The sequence below is a fragment of the Agrobacterium sp. ST15.13.015 genome (genome assembly GCF_027871645.1).
In the GTDB taxonomy this organism is placed as follows: Bacteria; Pseudomonadota; Alphaproteobacteria; order Rhizobiales; family Rhizobiaceae; genus Agrobacterium; species Agrobacterium leguminum.
On the sequence record NZ_JAQAHF010000015.1, the window covers coordinates 95,914 to 116,854 of the forward strand.

General features: G+C 61.1%; 17 protein-coding genes. 5 read left to right on the forward strand and 12 right to left on the reverse strand.

Translation table 11 applies throughout. The features are described from left to right. Positions 1 to 17 precede the first annotated feature (17 nt). From tssM to tssA, 12 genes are all read right to left on the reverse strand, one after another. Positions 18 to 3,497, reverse strand: a complete 3,480-nt coding sequence (tssM, locus tag PIB16_RS21310; protein WP_065654947.1) for a type VI secretion system membrane subunit TssM — start codon at positions 3,495 to 3,497, stop codon at positions 18 to 20. Beyond that, positions 3,494 to 4,996, reverse strand: a complete 1,503-nt coding sequence (gene tssL / locus PIB16_RS21315; RefSeq protein WP_065654948.1) for a type VI secretion system protein TssL, long form — start codon at positions 4,994 to 4,996, stop codon at positions 3,494 to 3,496. The genes tssM and tssL overlap by 4 nt, the downstream gene beginning before the upstream one ends. After that, the gene (gene tssK / locus PIB16_RS21320) at positions 4,993 to 6,333 is read right to left on the reverse strand and encodes a type VI secretion system baseplate subunit TssK (protein ID WP_059761087.1); all 1,341 of its coding nucleotides are present in this window, start codon (positions 6,331 to 6,333) and stop codon (positions 4,993 to 4,995) included. The genes tssL and tssK overlap by 4 nt, the downstream gene beginning before the upstream one ends. Further along, a complete protein-coding gene (locus PIB16_RS21325) occupies positions 6,323 to 7,528 on the reverse strand; it encodes a type VI secretion system-associated FHA domain protein (RefSeq protein ID WP_065654949.1) in 1,206 nt (401 codons plus the stop codon). Before PIB16_RS21325 ends, tssK begins: the two co-directional genes overlap by 11 nt. 4 nt (positions 7,529 to 7,532) lie before the next feature. Further along, positions 7,533 to 8,537, reverse strand: a complete 1,005-nt coding sequence (tssG, locus tag PIB16_RS21330; protein ID WP_065654950.1) for a type VI secretion system baseplate subunit TssG — start codon at positions 8,535 to 8,537, stop codon at positions 7,533 to 7,535. Between the two features lie 9 nt (positions 8,538 to 8,546). Beyond that, a complete protein-coding gene (tssF, locus tag PIB16_RS21335) occupies positions 8,547 to 10,328 on the reverse strand; it encodes a type VI secretion system baseplate subunit TssF (protein ID WP_065654951.1) in 1,782 nt (593 codons plus the stop codon). Continuing rightward, complete coding sequence (tssE, locus tag PIB16_RS21340) at positions 10,321 to 10,830, reverse strand: type VI secretion system baseplate subunit TssE (protein ID WP_065654952.1); 510 nt, start codon at positions 10,828 to 10,830, stop codon at positions 10,321 to 10,323. Before tssE ends, tssF begins: the two co-directional genes overlap by 8 nt. Further along, positions 10,823 to 11,647 (reverse strand): type VI secretion system accessory protein TagJ, encoded by an 825-nt coding sequence (locus tag PIB16_RS21345; RefSeq protein WP_065654953.1) that lies wholly within the window; start codon positions 11,645 to 11,647, stop codon positions 10,823 to 10,825. Before PIB16_RS21345 ends, tssE begins: the two co-directional genes overlap by 8 nt. Then, a complete protein-coding gene (gene tssC / locus PIB16_RS21350) occupies positions 11,644 to 13,038 on the reverse strand; it encodes a type VI secretion system contractile sheath large subunit (protein ID WP_271046312.1) in 1,395 nt (464 codons plus the stop codon). The genes PIB16_RS21345 and tssC (PIB16_RS21350) overlap by 4 nt, the downstream gene beginning before the upstream one ends. A gap of 55 nt (positions 13,039 to 13,093) precedes the next feature. Further along, complete coding sequence (tssC, locus tag PIB16_RS21355) at positions 13,094 to 14,575, reverse strand: type VI secretion system contractile sheath large subunit (RefSeq protein WP_035263814.1); 1,482 nt, start codon at positions 14,573 to 14,575, stop codon at positions 13,094 to 13,096. 99 nt (positions 14,576 to 14,674) lie between these two features. After that, positions 14,675 to 15,184 (reverse strand): type VI secretion system contractile sheath small subunit, encoded by a 510-nt coding sequence (gene tssB, locus PIB16_RS21360; RefSeq protein WP_035263819.1) that lies wholly within the window; start codon positions 15,182 to 15,184, stop codon positions 14,675 to 14,677. A 67-nt stretch (positions 15,185 to 15,251) separates the two neighbouring features. Then, positions 15,252 to 16,307: a type VI secretion system protein TssA gene (gene tssA / locus PIB16_RS21365; RefSeq protein ID WP_081307783.1), complete on the reverse strand. Its 1,056-nt coding sequence runs from the start codon at positions 16,305 to 16,307 to the stop codon at positions 15,252 to 15,254. Between the two features lie 220 nt (positions 16,308 to 16,527). Here tssA and tssH point away from each other — a divergent pair, with 220 nt between their 5' ends. The 5 genes from tssH to PIB16_RS21390 all read left to right on the forward strand — a co-directional run. Next, entirely contained in the window at positions 16,528 to 19,182 is a 2,655-nt protein-coding gene (gene tssH / locus PIB16_RS21370) for a type VI secretion system ATPase TssH (protein ID WP_065654956.1), read from the forward strand. Between the two features lie 57 nt (positions 19,183 to 19,239). Continuing rightward, positions 19,240 to 19,716 (forward strand): Hcp family type VI secretion system effector, encoded by a 477-nt coding sequence (locus PIB16_RS21375; protein ID WP_003504561.1) that lies wholly within the window; start codon positions 19,240 to 19,242, stop codon positions 19,714 to 19,716. Between the two features lie 109 nt (positions 19,717 to 19,825). Beyond that, complete coding sequence (locus tag PIB16_RS21380; protein WP_065654968.1) at positions 19,826 to 20,215, forward strand: Rap1a/Tai family immunity protein; 390 nt, start codon at positions 19,826 to 19,828, stop codon at positions 20,213 to 20,215. A gap of 11 nt (positions 20,216 to 20,226) precedes the next feature. Next, entirely contained in the window at positions 20,227 to 20,727 is a 501-nt protein-coding gene (locus PIB16_RS21385; protein WP_059761067.1) for a type VI secretion system amidase effector protein Tae4, read from the forward strand. A gap of 13 nt (positions 20,728 to 20,740) precedes the next feature. Then, a partial coding sequence (locus PIB16_RS21390) for a hypothetical protein (RefSeq protein ID WP_271046313.1) occupies positions 20,741 to 20,941 on the forward strand: 201 nt, incomplete at its 3' end.

Genomic DNA, 20,941 nt, shown 5'->3' on the forward strand with positions numbered 1-20,941 from the left:
GGTGCGCCGCCCCGCCGCTAAAATTGCGCGGGGCAGGCAAAGCCGGCGATGGCGTCCAGCCTGAACGGGTTGAGAACCGAGCCGAACTGAATATCGAATTCGGCAGCTTGAGCGCCATTCGCAAATCGCACCCGCAGCAGGTCGCCCGACTGGTTTTCGATATCGGCGCCGTCGAACAGCCGGAATGGCGACCAGTCGCCGTTTTCGGTTTTCGCCTGCTGCCAGCCGCCCGGCTGGAAGGCGATGCGCGATAGGCTCGCCGTGTTTTCACGCGAGGGCCAGGTGATCGATTTTGCCTGAATGGGGCCGTGATAATAAACCACCCGCTCGCCTTCGATTTCCAGCATCACCGCGCTGGAGGCATTGGTGAGCGAAACGGGTTTGACATTGATCGACACCGCCGGCGTCTCGCTGCCATTCGGGAAAAAGGCGCGCGAAATCTTGTCGGCATTTTCGAACTGGGCGACGGCGCTGCTTGGAATGCCGGCGGCGCCGAAAGTGCCTTTCCAGCTCCAGGGGTTGGTGGTCTTGTCGACAAAGGCTTCCATGCGCTGTTTGAAGAACGACTGGAAAACCCCGGTCGGCCCGAAGAGACGGGTGAAATCCGCGATGGCGACATCGCGGGAAGACGACCTGTCGAAAGGATAACGCCCGGTCACGATGGAAGAGCACAGCGATGCCGCATCGGCCGCCCAGAGTTCGGCAATGCGGCTGCGGGCGGATTTGACCGCAAGCGAGCCGACATCCGCCGCCACACCCGCCACCCACACATCGAGGGGCGCCGGCAATTCACGGGCCTGCTGCAACAGATCCTGATTGGCCTTGGTGAGTTGACTATCCACGTCGAACACCTTGGCGACTTCATCGGAGGTGGTCGCCGAGCGGGCAAGCTGCTCGTTCAGCATCTTGAAATGCGCGAGCAACTGTTCCGATGGCGAGCCTCCGGCCTTGCCGCCATTGGCCTGCTCGCCCGTTGTGGTCGCGCCCTTCGCCGCCAGCATGTCCCGCAGTCTCGCATAGGGATCGGCCGCGTTTACCGTGGCGGCCAGAACGGCTGCGGTCGCGTCGCCTTCAGCGGCGGAGGCGAGGGCGGCGGGGTTTGCTCCGGGGCGCAGATCGGTCGCCTCCGCGATCGATCTGGCAGCCTCCACCACGATATTGCGTTCATTGGCAAGCGCGCGGGTTGTTTCCACGGCGTCGCCAAGGGTCTGGGACGGCTTGACCCGAAGGTCGGCCAGCGTATCGGCCCATTTTTTCTCGAAACGGTCGAAATAGATTTGCAGCGCGGCCTGCGCCACCTGCTCGACCGTTGCGCCCCGGAGTGCATCATCGGAACCGCGCACCCACCCTTCGGAAAGTGCGATGCGCGCCGCATGGGCGACCTGCGGAATGACGACGCTGCGATATCCTTCCGCCGTGAAAAGACCTTCGATGCCTTCCGCCATCGGCGCTTTGCTGCGCCGCTCGAAGGCGCGCTCTCCCAGCGGGCCGAAGGCCGTGGCGGGTGTCCATTCCATCAGTTCCCGCGCCTGCGGAAGACCGGCGAGAATATCATAGGCGCGCGTGCCGACAGCCTGGTTGCGGATGGTTTCACGGGCAGTTGCGATGAGCCGTGCGTCTAGCTCAATCGGGGCGAGCACGCCGTCTGCAAGCGCTTTTGCATGCCGGTCGAGCGCTTCTCTGGCCGCCGCCCTTCCATCGCCGGGATAGAGCGATGCGAACATCTGGTGTGTCTGCACGGTCAGGAAATCGGGGTCCAGCGCACCCATGCCGCCGAGCATTCCATAGAGCTTCAGCGAATTGAAGGTGCGCGTGACATCCTTTTCGTCCTTGAGCTGTTTCTGGAGCTGCACGATCATGCGCGGCAGGAGCAGGGCGTTGAGTGCGCGCTGATAGGCGTCACGCTGCCGTCCGGCGATCTTGTCTTCCTGATCGAGCCCGAAGCTGACATTCCACACTCTCTCGCGGGCAAAGCCGGAATTGACATCGCGCAGATTGTCGAGCGCCGGAAGGATGCGGAGAAAATCGGCGTCTGAAACATCGCGCACGGGAATGCCCTGAACGAGTTGTTCATAAGCGCCAAGTTTGCGATCCGCTTCGGCAAGCGCCTGCGTATTGGCGAAATAGGTGAAAATCCAGCCGGTGAAGACGATGGCGACCGCGGCGGCCGATACGCCATAGGCGATGCGTCGCACCAGCAATTGCCGTCCGGAAAGGCGCTTGTCGCGCATCACCAGCGCGGCTTCGGGGAAGATGACATCCTTGAACAGCCGCGACAGGAAGTAGCTTCGGCGGGTTCTGGCCGCTGCGGGAGACCTTTCCGTTTCCGGCTGCGTTCCCGAAGCGAGATAAACGCCACGCAAAAGCGGGGCTTCGATCAGCGGAGACCGTGCGCAAAGTTCGGTCAGGGCCTCATGGAGCCGGTCTTTCAACCGCGCGAGTTCGGCAGGGAAACGGAAGATGCGCCCGCGCGTCTCGGCATTCTGCTCCTGCTGCAGGCGCTCGATCAGCATCGCATCGACCCGCTGTTGCAGCAGTTCGAACTCTTCCGTCAGGCGTTGCGGCAGGTTCTCGGCGGTATAGCTCTCATCCAGCTTGAAGGTGGTGCCCCATACCTGCTGGCGGTCGGTCTTGTTGAAACCGTCGAAAAACTCCACGAAACCATGCAGCAGATCGGCCTTGGTCAGCACGATATAGACGGGAACGCGGGCATGCAGATATTCGTCCAGTTCCGAAAGCCGCTGACGTATGGAGCGCAGTTCCTGCCGTTGTTCCTCGGGATCGCGGGTGAGAAGATCGGGGATGGACAATGTCACCAGCGCGCCGTTGATCGGCTGCGACCGGCGATAGCGTCTCAGAAGGCCGAGGAAACCTTCCCAGCCGGCTTTGGATGAGCCATCGAGGTCATCCTGCGTGGTGTAACGGCCGGCGGTGTCGATCAATATCGCCTCATCGGCGAACCACCAGTTGCAGTTGCGCGTGCCGCCAATGCCCTTTACCGCGTTTTCGCCCAGCGCATCGCCAAGTGGAAATTGCAGGCCGGAATTGGTGAGCGCCGTCGTCTTGCCGGAGCCGGGTGCGCCGAAGATCACGTACCAGGGAAGGTCGTAAATATAACCGAAACGCTTTTTCGTGACCCGCCGCAGCAGCGCCAGCGCTTCCTTGAGACGCATCTGGATCTCGCCGACTTCGGCCTGGCGGTTGGCCAGGGCTTCGCGCTCGATACTGTCGACGAGTTCTTTGTCCTGCTTGCGCCCGCGATAAATGGTGACGGCGATATAGATCAGCCATATGGCGAGAACGATGCCGATGGCGATGAGCCGGGCTTGCGTCGTTCCCAATGGCTTGAAATCGCCCAGCGCGACCAGATAGCCGTAAAACCAGATGACGATGCAGAGCGCGACCACCCACAATAGCGACAGGAAACGGCGGCCGATGAGAGCGGCATAGCTCTCGACATAGGATCGGATCGTATAAAAATAGCTCAATGGATTCATGGCTGTGCCTCTTGCGGCTGCTGTCCCGAACTGTTCTCTATGGTCGGCGAGAGAATGCCGGCGTCGCTCAGTTTTTCATCGGGATTGGTCAGGACCATGATTTCCGTTCTGCGGTTGATCTGGCGGCCTTCTTCCGTTTTGTTGTCGGCGATCGGGTCGCTGTCGGCACGGCCTTCCGTCAGGATCGCTTCCGGGCCGGCAAATTGTGAAAGAATGTCCCCGACCGCCTTGGCGCGGGCTTCGGAAAGGTGCCAGTTGGACGGAAACTCCACCGTCTTGATCGGCACGGTATCGGTATAGCCGATGACGACGGCGCGGAATTTCTCAGCCGCAAGCGCACCGCCGATGCGCTGGATGAGATCGCGGAACTGCGGGCTGACATCCGCGCTGCCGGTGGAGAACAGTCCCGAATTGTTGATGCGAATGCGCAGCCGCCCGTTTACATCCGCCAGCGTGACAAGCTTCTTTTCGACTTCCGGCTGAAGGAAGGCCATCAGCTTTTCAAGCCGGGAGGGTTGCCGTGGCTCTACCGTCTTCGGCGGTTCCACGACCTTCGGCGTTTCGACCTGCGCCGGTGGCTGGGGCGGGCTTGCGATCAGCACGCTCGGCGTCTCGTTCGGCGGCAGATGGGCGAGCCTCTCGAAAGTGACATCGGATGCGTTGTTGAGCGACAGCGTGAAGAAGAGATAACCAAGCGCGAAGGCAAGTGCCATCAGGGACAGCAGGGTCCACAGCGCGGCCATCGTGCGCAATGGCGTATGGCGGGCTTCCACGCCTTTCCAGTGCGGCGAAAGCTCCCGTTCGAAGGTGCCGTATTGGCCTATCAGCGTCTTGTAGAGGCTGTCGCGGATGCGCGAAAGCTCCAGTGCACCCTTTGGTGAAACGCGGGTGCGCCCTTCGAAAGCCAGCGACAGGCACAGATAGATCAGCAGCAGTAGATCCTTGCTGGCGCCGGGCGACTGATGGAAATGGTCGAGAATGTCGAAAACCCGGTCGCCGCCGGTGACATCGTTGTGGAAAGTGGAGACAAGGCCGGAGCGCGCCCAGCCTGCCCGCACGCCCCAGGGTTTGCTCAGAACCACATCATCCACCGTGGCGCAGACGACATAATGCGCCGCCCTTGCCCGCTCGGGGCTGATGCGGGCGGAAGCGAGATCGCGCTCATAGCGGGTGATCGCCTCAATGCAGGCGCGGCGAAGCTGATCGGGATCTGGCTCCGCATCGCTGAAGCGCAGGAGATGCGCTAGGTTGAGGAGGGGAGCGGCCGATTGCACGAGCGTCGGCACATCGCCGCCGCCGAAATGGAAACCGGAGAGCAGCTGATCAACCGGCATGGCGGCCGCGCTTGCCTTCGGTCGCCCGGCCGGCCCGTCGGTCTCGACAATGTCTTCGAGGATCGCCGCCATGTTGCGGGCGTTCTGGTTGCGTCTGCGGCTTTCCTCGGTGATTTCGACCACCGTTGGCAAATCCTGCCAGGAAGAGGGGTTTTCCTTGCTCATTCGCGTAACGCCCACATTTCCATCTCAAGCCCGGGGAACTCGCCCGCCAGATGCAGGGCAATCGCGCCGGAGGTCTCAAGCTGCTTCCAGAGGGGTGATTGCGTGTCGATCTCGAAATAGACGGTGCCGGACCGATAGGGCAATTGCCGCGGCAGGACCGGCAGGGAGCGCACGGGAATGCCGGGCAGCGCCACGTTGACCAGTTCGGAAATCCGCTCCACCGGCCCGACCTTGATCTGGGCCGGCAGGCGGCGGCGAATGTCTTCGGCGGCCATATCCGCGCGCACGGCAAGCACGAAACCGGCATCGCGCAGCAGCGTGCGGTCGTGGATAGTGCCGACGCGGACGCCGTGGCGGCGCTCCACCAGCTCGATCGCAACGGCCGCCTGTTCCAGGACCGCTGACAGCGATGTGCGCAGATCGTCAAAAACCGCCCCGAAGGTGGCTTTCAAGTCCTCGTGCCGATAGGGCGGGAAATCCGTCGCGCGTTTTTTGTCCGTGGTGAAGGTCGCAAGCTCGCCGGCAAGCTGGATGCAGTCTTCGTAAAAACGGATTGGGTGAAAACGCGTGGCGTTGGCACAGCGATGCGCCAGCAGCGGATCGGCCCGGTTGAGGATTTGCAGCAGGAAATAATCGCCCACTTCCGCCGTTCCCCTGATCGTCGGGTCGCCGATGCGTTCGGCAATCGCCTGGGCGCGGTGGCGCACGATTCCCAGAAGCTCCGTCAGCAATTCGTTGAGGCGGGGTGCCGCCGCGCAGCTGAGGCTCGGAGGAATGAAATCCGGGTCCAGAATGACCGCGCGGTCTGAGCGGACCTCGATGACCCTTGCAAGACCGATGAGATCGTAACCGGAAAGATCGTCGCCGGTTTTCAGGAATTTCAGGCTGAGACGGCCGACATCGATGGGGGCCACGAAATCCGTCTCGATATTGGTGTCGGAGACCTCATAGCTTGAGGCGGTGAAGCGCACATTGTTCGCATCGTTGCGGCCGCTGGCGGACATGTCGGCCTTGCCCGGCTGCCGGGCCGGCAGGGCGAGATAGATAACGGCGTTCTTGACGCTTTCGTCGAGATCGAGCGGCGGCGGCAGGTCGGAATCCTCCGGCGCCTCGAAGGGCGTTCCATCGGGAAGAACGCCGCGCAGGTTCGACAGGGCGAATTGCCCTATCGACAGCGCGCTACGGTCCACGCCGATTTCGGCGATGCCCCACGGGTAGGGCGAGAGGTTGCGCGTGGTGTTGCGCACCAGCCGTTCGGTCCATCGGTCGGATTGCTGAAAATGCTGAACGCGAAGAAACATGCCCTCGCTCCAGGCAACACGGTTCTCATGTCTCATCGTGGTTGTTTACCCCCGTTGCATCGGCCGTTATCGCGTCAGGTTCCTGCGTGGGCGCGGCCTCACCGCGTGCTGCCCGCTGCAGGAACTGCCTGACCGGCAATGGACGGCCGTTTTCCTCAAATTGCTTTTTGTAAGCGGACCAGTAATCGGTCTTCATGATCAGCCCCTGCCAGTCGCGGCGCTCGATTTTGGCACGAAGATCGTTACCGGCATCGACGGATGCTTCGAGAAGCCTCGGCTCGAGTTTTTGCGTGCAGCCGTGGATCAGGGTTTCCAGAGAGGCGGCGAGCCGCCGTTGCTGGCGGATGAGCGTTTCCACCCGCCCGCTCAGGGAGGCTGACGAACCGTGGCCGGTGCGCTCGCCTTCAATGTCGAGAATGGCCAGACAATCGGCGCTTTCCTGCTCCAGCGCGGTCAGAAGATCGCCGATCTCCTGCGCGGTCGAAGCGTCCGCAGCCGAGGCGCCCTCTGGGGTCAGCTCTTCGTCTGCTTCCGGGAAAACGCTGTCGAAATCCTCGTTACCTGAGGCCGAAACCGGACGAGAGATCATCACCGGCGTGTTCAGCGCGTCGGTATGTTCGTGTTCGCTGCTCGCAACCGGCTCCTCGTCCCAGTTATCAGGCAGAACCGCGCCAATTCCGCGCGCCGCGGGCGGTTCGCTCCACCCGATCTCGACATTTCGCGAAATGGATTTCGCCTTCCGCTTCGCGCCCTCGCGCCATGTTTCGGACCAGTCGTCGGCGGAGGCGGTGTTGCCCATCACGCCGCCGGCCGAACGGCCATTCGGGGCGATATCGGCAAGGATCGCCGAAATGGTCAGCGGCTCGTCACTCATGCGCAGGGAAGTGTCGGGATCGGAAAAATCCAGCTCGGCATCGCCGCTGATGGCGACCTGGAAAACCTGCCCGCCAATGTTGATTTGCGAACCGTCGCGCAGACGCGCGCTTTCGCCTTCCAGCAGCAGGCGGCCATCGACCAGCGTGCCGTTCGCGCTCTGGTCAAGGATCGTAAAACCTTCGCCATCGCGGCTGAGCGTGCAGTGCAGCTTGGAAACGCGCCGCTCATTGTCATCGATCTGCCAGTCGCAATCGCGAGACCGGCCGATGACGCGGCGGCCGCGCTCGAAGCTCCACTGACTGGCTCTTGCGGCTCCGATATTTCGTGTGTCCTTGAGTGCAAGCTTCATATCCATGCCCTCACGCGGAAACCGCCGAGCCTTCGCGCTCGGTCACCACAGCATCGGCGCTGTCTTTTTCTGCGGGCGCCACGCGAGCCCAGCTATTCCAGCCGAGGCGGGCGGGGGCATCGGACTGGCCGAGGCGGCAAAAGGGAATGTCCTCCTTTTTCAGGATCACCTGCACATCGAAATGCAAGGCGCTTCCGACGAACAGGCGTGTCAGCGAAAATATCTCCGCAAGCCGTTTCGATCCGGGCGTCAGAGCCAGATAATCCGCGTAGGCGACGGGACCGATCACGATCCGGAAACCGCCGCTCATATCTTCGACAGCGCTTCCCGCCGTCGTGTTCTGTCCGAGCCTCAGCCCGGATGGCTGTCCGAGCTGGCTTTGTTCGTGAAGCGGCAAAGCCACCCATCGCCGGCGAAACTGTTCGACATTCACCGGAAGTCCCGTGAATTCACAAAGCATGGAGGTCAGGGCCGAGACATTGCGGTTGCGGCCGGCCAGAAGGCCGCTGAACCTAAGGAGCGCATCTTCGCTCACGCCTGCCTTTTCCACCAGACCGGCCGTGCGGAACCCGGTGAGTGCAAGCAGGGTTTTGCGAAAACCGTTCTCCCTCTGATCGGCCGACCAGCGCAATCCCCTTGCAAGGCGGTATTTTTCCGTCGCGGATACGAACAGTTCGCTGAACCTTGCGGCGAACAGATTGAAGAAGCTCGCCAGCGCGCCGGAGCGATTGCGCTCTTCCCGCTGCAGCAATTCGCCATAGGCCGGCGGCAGCGAACCGAGCGGCCCGACAATGGGCGCGAAGGCGGATTTCAGTTCGGCCTGGCCGCGTTTGTGGTTGAAACCGCTGATCGCCAGCGGGGTCGGCTGTGTTCCGCCATGAGCGCCGACGACAATCCCGTCATCCGCCGAAACCAGCTGGGCGACGCGAAACGCGGTGGCGGGCTCAAAACGGCCGGGATCGTCGCTGAGAAGCGCCGCCTGCCGGTCTTTCATGGTTGGCGTCTGCTGTTCCATCCCGGTCTCCTAGAGCAGCGGCCGGTCGGCCGCGCGGGCCGGCCAGCGGGCAATCGGTTTGGAGTGGCCGCGCATCGTCGCCGTCAGCCGCGTGAAACTGTTGATCGAGGTGTAGAGCCCGAAGAAATGATTGAGGACATTGGCGAAAACAAATGCGGCGGGCCGCGCTATCAGCGCGGGATCGAATTCCACGGTGATGTCCGTTCCCGGCACCATGGCCGAGCCGATCCGGGCGTGGGAATTCTGCGCCTCGACATTGCTGATCGCCTCCACCAGCTGCCGGGTCTCCGGGCTGTCCCTGAAGGAATAGAGCGAGAGAATGTCCTTCAGCGGCGCGCCGCCGCTGTCGGTGAGGGAGAGATGGTTGAGGAGGAGATGCGAGATCAGCCGCCATTCACGCGCGGAGCGCTCGTTGACGCGGATCGCCGCCGTCGGCGGCATCAGCGCATGGATGGATTTTATAGCCTCGTTGCCGGACGAAAGCTGCAGGAAGGGGTGGCCGCCGCCAAAGGGAAGCTGGCTCGGCAGTTCACGATTGATGCACAGCGTATCGATGCTCGCCACCATGTCGAGCGGTCCAAGCGGTCCGCGCTTCTGATCCACGAAAGCGATGTCCGTATCGGAAGAACCATCGTCATCGAAACGGCGCTGTATCTGCCAGAAAACGTTTGCGCCGTTATTGCGCTGGGTGCGGCCGAAGAACGGGGAGGTCTTTTCCGTCTGCCCGGAACGGCTGGTCAGTTGAACGTTTTCGACGGCATAGATTTCGCGGGTCCGCTGCCGCCGTGCATCCGGCAGCAGCCGGTATTCCGTGCGCGTGCCATCGAGGCTGAGCGGTTCGCAGCTTTGTTTGAACAGGTTGATGACCGGCGAGGCGTTCAACACGAAATCCCGGACCGACACCATGCGCTCAAGCTGCGTGTCCGCCGCATCCAGATAGATGTAAAGTTCGCAATCGCCGCCGCTCCATTTTTGTAGCCCGTCGATATCGAGAAAGAGAAATTTCTGCGGCAGCGCGAAGAATTCCGTGAGAAGCCGGTATCCGTCAAAACTGTTGGCCGGATAGGGCAACATGGCCTGATCGCGCGTATAGCCGGATGGCGTGAGATTGCCGGCGGGCAGGAAAACGGCTTCCTTGTCCTCGGCGTGCCGCGCAAGCGCCATGCCCACGCAATGATTTGTCAAAAGCTCGTAAAGGGCCGTCGCCTGCTGCCATGCGGCGGACAGAAAAATCTGAAGCTTCGTCAGGCCCATTTCGGGGAAAGTGCCGCCGCGCGGCGCCGTGCTGCGCAGCGAAAGCCGCAGGCAGCTGGCGGCGCCGGCAAACGAGGCCGAAAAAGGCGCGTCGATCGGCTGGCCGGACAGCGTTGCGGCTGCGATTTGCAGCGGCGCGATTTCCACTGCCTGCGTGGTGCGAAAACGGCAGCTTTCACCGCCCACCGGCTCGGCAAGGATTTCGCTGTGCCGGGGAAGTGTCTGCACGGTTGCGAGCGCCGTGCTTGGGGTTAACTGAACCACGCTCATGGATGGGATCGGCGCAAGATAATGCGGGTAGAGCGTTTCCAGGAGGCTGTCCGACAGTTCGGGAAACTCGTCGTCCAGCTTCTGGCGCACGCGGGCGGCGGAATAGGCGAAGCTCTGGATCAGCCGCTCGACATGCGGATCGTCGGCCACATCGCCCGTCATGCGCAGCCGGCCGGCGATCTTCGGAAACGCCGCCGCAAAACGCGAAGCGCGTTTTCGGAGCGCGAAGAGTTCATCATTGTATTTTTCGAGAAAGCCGTCAGCCATTCGTCGCCTCCACCAGGAAACGCTGCGTGGACGGATCGATCCGGGATTCGAAGCTGATCGGCGGCATGCCTTCCTGAAGGCGGAAACTTGCCTGTATGCGCATGCGAAGCGCCCGGTCGCCATCCGTGCGGTTTTTCAGGATCGTCACATGCACGTCGGCAAGGCGGGTTTCGAACAGGGAAATCCGCCGCTCGATGCTGCGTGCAAGCCGCGCCTTGGAGGCGTCGGTCACCAGATTGGCCGAAAGAATGCCGTCCACGCCATAGCTCACCAGCGCATCGGACAGTTCCTTCAGCGCCGCCGGCGGACCGGCGGGGTTACGACGGGTATTGAGCAATGCCTCGAGATCGCGGCGGATCACCTCGCGCATCTCGCGCGCCTGATCCTTCAGACTGACGAGCATATCCGTTTCCGCATCCGGCGCGTCATCGAGCAGCCGGTCCAGAACGGAGCGTGACAGCGTTCTCTGCCGCGCGCGATATTGCTCGAGCGGATCAACCACGGGCGATCTGCCTTTCATCGTCGGAGGCGGCGGAAAGGGAACCGATCTCGTGGAACGGCACCACATCGTCGCCAATCAGCAGGCAGCGCTGGCCTTGCCCGGTTGCCAGAGGCTGGTCTTCCTCGCTCCATCGGGTTTCCCGGCCGAGGAGGAGGCCGACATCGTCCTTCGCACAGTGATAGATGGCCGGAAGCAGCACGGAGGCGACCGCGCCGTCGCGCAACGTCAGCTCAGCCCCGCGAAAAGCGAGGTCGCGCGGGCGGCTCATCGGGTCGATGGCGAGGCTTTCTACGCGGCCGTAGTCGATCCACAGGTAGCGGCCGCCATTGGTCAGCACCTCCAGCGCATGCGGAATCCGGTCGTCCAGATCGCGAATATCGCCGGCGCTTTTGCCGTTGCGGCCGATTGGTACATTGCCGCGTTTTTCATCGAGTTCAGCCAGTGCGGTTCTGGCGGCATCCGCATCGCCGCTGCGTGCGGCGATATTCGCCCGGATGGCCAGTTGATCGAGTTCGGACGGACCGCCGGGGAAATCCGGCACCGCGCCGGTTTCGAACCACGCATTGCGTGCGGCCATGGCGCGCAGCTGGTGGCGAAAGAGGGAAAAGCCGACGCTTTCCTGCGGCGAGAATGTTGCGGCCAGATTGCATTGCGCATCGGCCTTCTCGTAGTCGCCGGCAAGGACCAATAGGTCGATGTAGAAATGGCGGCCATCCTTGTCGGCGGGCTTCGTTTTGACGTGTTCGCGCGCAAGACCGATCGCGTCCTGCAGCCGGTCATCGTCGAGAAGGCGGGAAATATCGTCGCGCAGCGTCATGCGGGTATCCTTTGCGGCTCGGCTGAAGACCGGGATGCGGCGGCGGGCGGCATCATGGTTTCGGCAATGAGATGGAAGCTCGTGGAGACGTCATCGAGCTGGAAATGCGGCTGAAGGCGCACGGTGCAGGAGAATGTTCCGGGCTTGCCGGGAACCTCGAAGACGTTGATGCCGGCAGAACGCAGCGGGTAGCGCGTGCGCAGCGCCGCTTCAGCATCGTCATTGCCGAGCGTGTAGGAGGAAAGCCAGCCTTCCAGCTTCCGCTCTATCGTCGAGGCATCGCTGAGCTGGCCGATATCGTCGCGCATGATGACCTTGAGGTAGTGCGAGAACCGGGAGGCGCACAGCACATATTGCAGCATGGCCGCGAGGCGGGCGTTCTGTCTTGCCGCTTCGCTGGAATAATGGCCGGGTGCATGCAGGGACTGGTTGGCGTTGAAGATCGCCATGCCGGAGAGATAGGTGGTGGAGACGGGCACGATGCCGAGATCGGAAAATTGCTGTTCCTGTCCGGTCGTCAGCTGCACTTCGACGGGTGGCTGCGCGGAAAGGCCGTTGCTTTCGATGCCAAGATCGAGCGACGGCAATTGCCGGGAAGAGAGCATGCCGCCATCCACCGCGTCCTGCGTCACACCGCGCAGATCCGCAAACCAGCCGGAATCGACGAAATTGCGCACCACCACCGTTGCAAAAGCGAAGGCGGCATTGCCCCACAGCAGGGTCTCACCGCTTTCCGCCACATGCTCGCGGAATGGAAATCCGTCATCGCGCCCCCGCGCATAGGGCCTGTAGGGTGAGCGCAGCAAAACGCGTGGTGCGACAAGGCCGACAAAGCGGGAATCGTCGCGTGCGCGAAGCGCATTCCACCGCAGGCGCGATTTATCCTGCTTCAGCGAGGAAAAATCGTGAACCCGGCTGAGTTCGGCGAAGTCCTGCAGGCCGACGGCGGAAGGTGCCGCCGCCGCGACGAAGGGGCAGAAGGCGGCCGCAGCCACCATGCCGATCTGCGACAGCGTCGTGATGGAATCGGCGCCCTGAATATCATCGGGGGAAAAGGCGTAGTCGCCGATCAAAAGGCCGACCGGCTCGCCGCCCGGCATGCCGAATTCGCGATTATAGACGACTTCGAAAAGATGGCTCTGGTCGAAGTCGGTAGCGCGTTCCGTGTTGCGGGCAAGATCGCGCCAGCTGGCGTTCAGCAGCTTCACCTTGACGTCTGCGCCGCGGCCAGCCTCACGCACGACCATGGCCAGACCGCGCCATCTCGCTTCCATCGCCTGAAAATCAGGGTGGTGCAGAATGGCGTTCACCTGGCCGGTCAGCGCATCGTCGATGAGAGCGATGAGCTGGTCGGCGAAAATGCGGGCATCCGGAAAGGACTGATGCGCCATGAGCGGGCTCCGGGTGACGAACGGGGCCGGGGTGGCGGACCACCCCGGTCCGGGCTCAGTTCTTGGACGGAATACGGGCGACCATGCGCAGCGAGGTCGTCAGTTCTTCCATCTGCAACCAGGGCCGCATCCATGCGACCGCATTGTAGGCGCCGGGTTTGCCCGGCACTTCCTGCACGGTCACCTTGGCGTCGCGCAGCGGATATTTCGCCCGGCTTTCTTCGCCCGCTTCGTCATTGGCGTTGACGTAGTTGGCGATCCAGCGATTGAGCCACACTTCGCAATCGGACGCCTCCATGAAGGAGCCGATCTTATCGCGGCCCATCACCTTGAGGTAATGCGCGAAGCGCGACGTGGCCATGATATAGGGCAGGCGGGCTGAAACGGCGGCGTTGGCCGTGGCTTCCGGCTTGTCGTAGAGCTTCGGCTTATGTGCGGTCTGGGCGCCGAAGAATACCGCATAATCGGTGTTCTTGTAGTGGCAGAGCGGCAGGAAGCCGAGCTTGCCCAGTTCCGCGTCGCGGCGGTCGGTGATGCCCACTTCGGTCGGGCATTTCAGATCGAGATCGCCGTCATCGCTGGAGAAGACGTGCATGGGCAGATTTTCCACCCGGCCGCCATTTTCCGCACCGCGGATAGCCGTGCACCAGCCGCTTTTTGCAAAAGCGTCGGTCAGCTTCGTGCCCATGACATAGGCGGCGTTCATCCAGCAATATTCGTCATGTTGCAGATCGCCATTCACCGCACCCCTGGTTTCGTCATAGGCGAAATCGTCAATCGGGTTGGTTTTCGGGCCATAGGGCATGCGCGCCAGAACACGCGGCAAAGCGAGCGTGACGAAACGGGAATCGTCGCTTTCGCGGAAGCTGCGCCACTTGGCATACTCCACGGTGTCGAAAATCTTCTCCAGATCGCGCGGACGGGCGAGATCGCGATAATCCTCGAAACCGAACATGTGCGGGCTTGCCGCCGAGATGAACGGTGCGAAAGCGGCCGCCGCAATCGATGAAACGCCCTGAAGCAGCTGTACGTCATCGAAGGAATTGTCGAATTCGTAATCACCGATGATCGCGCCGAGCGGTTCGCCGCCGGGGGTGCCGAATTCGTCTTCGTAGATCGCCTTGAAGAGGCGGGACTGATCGAATTCCACGGCCTTTTCCAGATCGCGCGCCAGTTCCCGCTTGCCGGCGTTCATGACGCGGATCTTCAGGTTGACGCTCGTTTCGGAATTCTTGACGAGATAGTTGAGCCCGCGCCAGGTCCCTTCGAGCTTGGCGAATTCCGGCGCCTGCATGATGGCGGCGAGCTGTTCGGAAATCGTCCGGTCCAGTTCGGCAATGGCATGGTTGAGGGTGACGGTGAGGTTGCGGTCGTATTTGACCGTTCCCTTCAACGCCTGGTCTGTCAGCGTGCGCAGAAGATTTTGCGCGCGGTCCGGTTCGGTCTGGCGGGTTGCGGCAACCACCTTGGACAGCAGTCCCTGATCTTCGGCGGTCGTTGCCTGTGCTTCGTTTTTCAGCAGGCTTTCAGCGCTCATGTTTCAGTCCTTCCACATGCGGCTTTGAAAAAATGCCGCTTGAACAGTTGAAGCCCCGCAATCGGGGCCGTTCGGGGAGGTTTTCCTCCGCACAGGCGATTATTTGCTCGCGCCGTTCTTTTCCTTGAGTTCGGAAACCAGCGTTGCGAGATCGGTCTTGTTCTGCAGAATATCTTCCAGCATCCGCTCCAGATCTTCCGAACGGTCGGCCTTGGAAAGCAGGTCGCGCAGCTCGTTGCGGGCGTCCAGAAGCGCCTTGAGGGCGGGAACCTGCTGCACCACGGCGCCGGGTTCGAAATCGTCCATGCTTTCGAACTTCAGGTTGACCTGCATGTCCGTCCCGTCTTTCTGCAGCGTGTTGGCAACGGCAATGTTGAGGCCGGGCGTCATGCGGCGCATCACCTCATCGAAATTGTCGCGGTCGATCTGAACGAACTTGCGCTCGCCGAAAGGTTTCAGCGGCTGGGTCGGATTGCCCGAGAAATCGCCGAGAACGCCGACGACGAAGGGCAGTTCCTTGACCACCATCGCGCCTTCGGTTTCGACTTCGTATTTGATGTGGACGCGGGGCTTGCGAACCCGTTCCAGCTTTTCGTGTACACTTGCCATTTCAACCTCCTTGATGCCCCTTGGCATGGCTGACTGTTACGGGACGGTGTCTCCGTCCCTTGCCTCGTTATTTTCCGTTGTTGTCTCCACCGGGCTTGATCCCGGCGGCCGTCAGAACTGCATTGCGGGCCTGTGCCTCGGGCAGAAGCTCCGCCAGCAGTTCGGAAAAATCCATGCGTCCCCTGCGAACCAGCGTTTCGATGGAGAGCGAGATCGGCGAATGCGGTTCGGTTCGGCGAAAGTAACGCGCAACCGAAAGAAGAGTTTCAAACGCTTCATCGCGTGAAGATATGCCTTCCGGTGACGTCGCTGCTGTTCGTATCGCCGGTTGTCCGTTGTCGTTGGTTCCAGGAACCGCGGCTGCCGTCTGCTCGACCGGTGCCGGCTCCTGCTCGCGCCCGCCCAGCGTGCGAATGGCCGCAGCAGCTTCGATGAGCGTGTTGCGGATATTGGAACTGGGTGGCGCAGACTGGCCGCAGCGTTCGGAAAGAACCGCCATGATGGCGTCGAAGCTCGAGAGACAGGCGTTGACCTCGGCCAGATGGGAAGACATGGCGGCAACGCCTGCTTCCGACGCCAGCCGATACAGTTCTTCGCGCCGTTTGCTCTCGTTGGGTCGCTGCGCCAGCTGGAAATCCCAGAGGCTGTGCTCTCCAAATTTCCCTCCGGGGATCAGCGGCGCAAGCCGGAGCGGCTGCACAAGCGTTCCCTCGGTGCCGATGCCGTTCAATCCCGCAAAAGGTGCAAATTTTTCCTCATCATTATCGTCGCTGATGGAGCGCAATGAGTCCCAGTGGTTGTAAAAAAGATCGCCACAAAGCTCATAGATTTCTCGCAATCCAGGAAAGCCGCGCAGCCGCAGGCTTGCTTCGGCAAGCCACGCCAATATTTCTATGTCCTTGCTTTCGGAATATATAATCTGCAATCCAAGATTGCTGACACTGTCCCAGCTACTGGAAATCTTTAAGTTATCCTGTGGGGACGCGGCGCGCTCTTCTGTGCGCGCCTGGTTTCTTTCATCCTTAATTCTGTAGTATATTTCACGCGTTCTTGAATCGATGCGGATGTTTTCTCCGCAATCTCCAAAAAACTCTATATCTCTTTTAACATGCGGCGCGTTCAAGAGCAGTCTATCCCCAGAAAATAGTAATGGATTTTTCGTAGTTACTTCCCTTACGTAAGGCTATTCCTCAGACAGACTTATTCAAAATGTGTCTAAATTGTGGCGTCTACTGCCTAATCTAACCCGATAAAAAATAAACTTCGGGGTGGACAACCCGGTTTCATCATCATAGTTATTCCACGTCACGTTGTGGAATGAACCCGGGCAGGAGGCTCATTGCATGTCGCATATCGATCTCAATCGCCTCGTTGAAGCGCTTGAGCCTGACCTGCGCGTCACGCTTGAAGCTGCGGCTTCCGTTGCGGTGCGTATGGGGCACAGGTACGTGGATATCCCGCATTGGCTGCTGGCGGTTGTAGATGCCGGTATCTATGCGAAAACATTCGAGGAATTAAAAATTCCACTTCCGGTATTGCAGGCGGAAATCGGCCGCAGCCTGGAAGAGGCCGTGATCGGCGATGGCGAGGCTTTGTCGCTCTCACAGAACATTCTGACGGCGGGCCGTGAGGCATGGGTTCTCGCGTCGCTGGAGGCCGGGCGCGACCGCGTGACGCTTTGCGATCTGCTTCTGGCGATGGACGAGGAAACCTCGCTTCGCTCTTTCGTCCGCTCGGCATTTCCGTCGCTGAAGGCGATGGATCGCGCGGCTCTCGAACGCCTTCGCAGTTCGGTTGAAGACAGCAGCGGAAGAGAAGTTCCTGCCGCGGCGGCGGGTGCCGCGACGGCCGCCGGCCAGAACGATTTTCTGCGCCTTTACACCCAGGACATGACAGCCGACGCCCGGAACGGCAAGGTCGATCCGGTGATCGGGCGCGATGATGAATTGCGCCAACTCGTTGATATTCTTACGCGCCGTCGTCAGAACAATCCCATTCTGGTGGGTGAGGCCGGCGTTGGCAAAACGGCGGTCGCCGAAGCGCTGGCGCTCGAAATCGCTTCCGGAAATGTGCCGGAAAAATTGCGCAACGTCCGCCTGCTGAACCTCGATATTTCGCTGCTGCAGGCCGGTGCCGGCGTGAAGGGCGAGTTCGAGCGCCGTCTTCATGGCGTGATCGATGCGGTAAAACGCTCGGCCGAGCCGGTCATCCTGTTCATCGACGAGGCGCATGGCCTTGTCGGCGCCGGTGGTGCAGCCGGACAGGGCGATGCGGCCAATATTCTCAAGCCCGCTCTGGCGCGCGGCGAAGTGCGCACCGTCGCAGCCACGACCTGGAGCGAATACAAGAAATATTTCGAAAAGGATGCGGCGCTGACGCGTCGTTTCCAGCCCGTACATGTGCGGGAGCCGGATGAGACGACTGCGATCCGCATGTTGCGCGGTGTCGCCGACAGCTTCGTCAGCCATCATAACGTTGTGGTTCGTGACGAGGCGATTGTGGCGGCCGTGCAATTATCGGCGCGTTACATGCCGGCGCGGCAATTACCGGACAAGGCCGTCAGCCTTCTCGATACGGCCGCGGCCGCCGTTTCGCTGGCGCGGCAGACCCTGCCGGAACGGCTGCGCGCCATGGAAAGCGAGCGGCGTCTTCTGACCGATGAGTTGAACTGGCTTCTGCGTGAACCGCAGGATGACGAGATGCAGAGCCGTATCCACTCGATACGCGACGAAGTCGAGAAGCTCGAGAGCGGGATCGACGATCTGCGCGGCCGTTACGATGCGGAAATGGCTGAACTCAGCGAAGAGCAGCCCGTTGAAAACGGCGCATCGAATGTGTCGCGCCTGCGGCCGGCGGCTGAGACCAAACCGGCAAATGCCGAAAGACTCGTGCCGACGGTGGTCGACCGTGAAGCGATTGCATCCGTCGTATCGCGCTGGACCGGTATTCCGCTCGGAAAGCTTCTGGCCGACCAGATCGAAAGCGCGCGCACATTGGATGCGCGCATGCGCCAGCGGGTCGTGGGGCAGGATGCTGCAATTACCCGCATTGCCGATGCCATGCGCACCGCCCGTGCCGGATTGTCCGATCCGCGTCGCCCGCCCGCCGTGTTCTTCCTCGTCGGTATGTCCGGAACGGGAAAGACCGAGACGGCGCTGTCGCTGGCCGATCTGCTTTATGGCGGCAACAGCCATCTGACGACGATCAACATGTCGGAGTTCAAGGAGGAGCACAAGGTTTCGCTGCTTCTCGGTTCGCCGCCGGGCTATGTCGGTTTCGGCGAAGGCGGCGTGTTGACGGAGGCGGTGCGCCGCCGGCCGTTCGGCGTTCTCCTTCTCGATGAGATCGACAAGGCCCATCCCGGCGTCCAGGATATTTTCTATCAGGTGTTCGACAAGGGCGTGCTTCGCGACGGCGAAGGCCGCGATGTCGATTTCAAGAACACCACGATCTTCATGACGGCCAATACCGGATCAGAGCTGCTGGCCGCGCTCTCCGCCGATCCGGATACGATGCCGGAAGGCGAGGCGCTGGAAGCGCTGCTGATGCCGGAGCTGACCAGACAGTTCAAGCCCGCATTCCTCGGGCGCACGATCATCCTGCCCTTCATGCCGCTCGGTGCGGAAGAACTTGCAAGGATCGTGGATATGCAGATCGGCAAGATCAGGGAACGCGTGCTCGCAACATACGGCGCCGACCTGACCCTTTCCGATGCCGCGCGCGACGCGTTGGTGGCGCGCGCCGGTGCAAGTGAAATTGGCGCACGCGCCATTGAAATCATGATCGGCAAGGATCTCCTGCCGCCTCTTTCCAGCTTTTTCCTCGAAAAAGTCATCGCGGGAGAACGCGTGGGCAAGATCGTTGTCGATTTTGGTGAAAACAGGTTCGGCATTCGTGCCGAAGCGGCTGGGGAAACAGATGAATTCGCCGCGCCCGAAGAGGGTGGGGTGGATGAAGTTGCCGCGTCGGAAGGGGCTACCCGACGCATGCGGCATTAAACGAAGGGTAACGCGGCCTCGAAGCAAGAGGTCATTTCAGCTACAGGAGCTTACAGCATGCCAATTTATCTGCAGATTGACGGTATCCAGGGCGACGCCACGCATGAGGAACACCGCAAGTGGATGGACATCGAAGCCATTCACTGGAACGTAGCGCGCAACATGAACACTTCTGCCGGTTCTGCTGCAAACCGCGAAGCATCCGAACCGACCATTTCGGAAGTCATTCTGACCAAGGTTAGCGATTCTTCTTCCACCAAGCTTTTCCAGGAAGCCTGCGCTGGCCGCACTGGCAAGCTCGCAACCATCCATCTGGTGACAACGGGTAATCCGGGCAACACCTATATCGAGTATCTGCTGACGAATACGCTCATCGCCAGCTACTCGGTGGATTCCAGCGGTGACCGTCCGGTGGAAACCATCAAGCTCAACTTCACCAAGATGGAAGTGAAGTACACGCCGTTCGACGACAACAACTCGCCGCAGTCTCCGATGATCGCCTCTTACGATCTGGCGACGACGAAGGCCGCTTGATAGCGACGCGACCCGGTGCCGGTATTTGCCGGCACCGGAACGTTTTCATTGCAGTTTTGCAGCTCACGTCGTGATGTTTCTCATCCACGTTGGACGAGGCGGGTTTTTCATGCGCTCCCTATATGCGTTTTTTGTTTCCGTGCCGGTTGTTCTGGCTCTGTCCGGTCTTTCGCCGGCGGGTGCCGAGGAACGGACTTGGATATTCTCCGGTGCTGAACTCAAGCAGGCCATCGAGGGCAAACTTGCCCCGGAAGTGTCTGATCCGGAAATGCGGCGGCTGGTTTCCGTCGCAAAATCGAGCGCCTATATCGCCGGTGTGGCCGATCTGACAAGCGGATCGGACTGGTGCGGTGCGGGCGCCGTGGCGCCCCATGAACTCACCGACCGGATCTACACCTATCTCGGCGATCTTTCTGCGGAAAAACTGGATGAACAGGCAGCCACTCTCGTGCGGGAGGCGCTCAAGGTCTCCTTTCCCTGTGAGCAGAAAAGTAACTAGTGGGACGAACGATGCGCGTTAACTTTGACACTCTCTATAAGAATTATCCGAGCAGCGACCCGTCGCATCCAAACTATCTCAGCCAGCGTGATCTGTTCACGGAAATCGGCTGGGACGATTTCATCGGCAATCCGAACTACCACAATACCTGCGCCATTCGCGTCAGCATCGCTTTCGTGAAGTCGGGCATCAACATCGTGCCCGCCTCGCACCGCATCCAGAAGGGCCCCTATGCCGGAAAGGGCATAGAGGTGAACATGCGCCGCCTTGCCAGCCTGATGAAGCGGACGAGCTATCTTGGCGAACCCGAGCCTTTTACCCCCGCGACGGCGCGCAACGGCATCGGCGCGCGCAATGGCGTCGTGGCGTTCAACAATATCCCCGGCTACACCGGCGGCGGTCATATCGATCTTGTGCGGGGTGGCTCCGAAGCCACCCAATGCGCCTCGGCCTGCTACTACAATTCGGAAACGATCTGGTTCTGGCCCCTGCAGTCCAGCCGCGGGTCCTGATTAGGAGTATCCCATGAACGACCAGCCGTCTTTTTCCGATTTCGTTCAGGCGAGCCGCGTTCTGAAGGTGTCTTCGCCACTCGGCGAAGACCAGCTTCTGCCGGAGCGCCTGTCCGTCGAGGAGGGCGTATCGCAGCTCTTCGACATTCGTCTGACGGTGCGTGCCAAGAAGGAAGCGGTCAAGCCCGAAGAGCTGATCGGACGGCTGGTCGAT

Coding starts and splice junctions, on each gene's coding strand:
- PIB16_RS21385 (WP_059761067.1), top strand. CDS start 20,227: ATGCGCGTTAACTTTGACACTCTCTATAAGAATTATCCGAGCAGCGAC.
- tssC (WP_035263814.1), bottom strand. CDS start 14,575: ATGAGCGCTGAAAGCCTGCTGAAAAACGAAGCACAGGCAACGACCGCC.
- tssK (WP_059761087.1), bottom strand. CDS start 6,333: ATGAGACATGAGAACCGTGTTGCCTGGAGCGAGGGCATGTTTCTTCGC.
- tssF (WP_065654951.1), bottom strand. CDS start 10,328: ATGGCTGACGGCTTTCTCGAAAAATACAATGATGAACTCTTCGCGCTC.
- tssL (WP_065654948.1), bottom strand. CDS start 4,996: ATGAGCAAGGAAAACCCCTCTTCCTGGCAGGATTTGCCAACGGTGGTC.
- PIB16_RS21325 (WP_065654949.1), bottom strand. CDS start 7,528: ATGGATATGAAGCTTGCACTCAAGGACACACGAAATATCGGAGCCGCA.
- tssG (WP_065654950.1), bottom strand. CDS start 8,537: ATGGAACAGCAGACGCCAACCATGAAAGACCGGCAGGCGGCGCTTCTC.
- tssC (WP_271046312.1), bottom strand. CDS start 13,038: ATGGCGCATCAGTCCTTTCCGGATGCCCGCATTTTCGCCGACCAGCTC.
- PIB16_RS21375 (WP_003504561.1), top strand. CDS start 19,240: ATGCCAATTTATCTGCAGATTGACGGTATCCAGGGCGACGCCACGCAT.
- PIB16_RS21380 (WP_065654968.1), top strand. CDS start 19,826: ATGCGCTCCCTATATGCGTTTTTTGTTTCCGTGCCGGTTGTTCTGGCT.
- PIB16_RS21345 (WP_065654953.1), bottom strand. CDS start 11,647: ATGACGCTGCGCGACGATATTTCCCGCCTTCTCGACGATGACCGGCTG.
- tssM (WP_065654947.1), bottom strand. CDS start 3,497: ATGAATCCATTGAGCTATTTTTATACGATCCGATCCTATGTCGAGAGC.
- tssB (WP_035263819.1), bottom strand. CDS start 15,184: ATGGCAAGTGTACACGAAAAGCTGGAACGGGTTCGCAAGCCCCGCGTC.
- tssH (WP_065654956.1), top strand. CDS start 16,528: ATGTCGCATATCGATCTCAATCGCCTCGTTGAAGCGCTTGAGCCTGAC.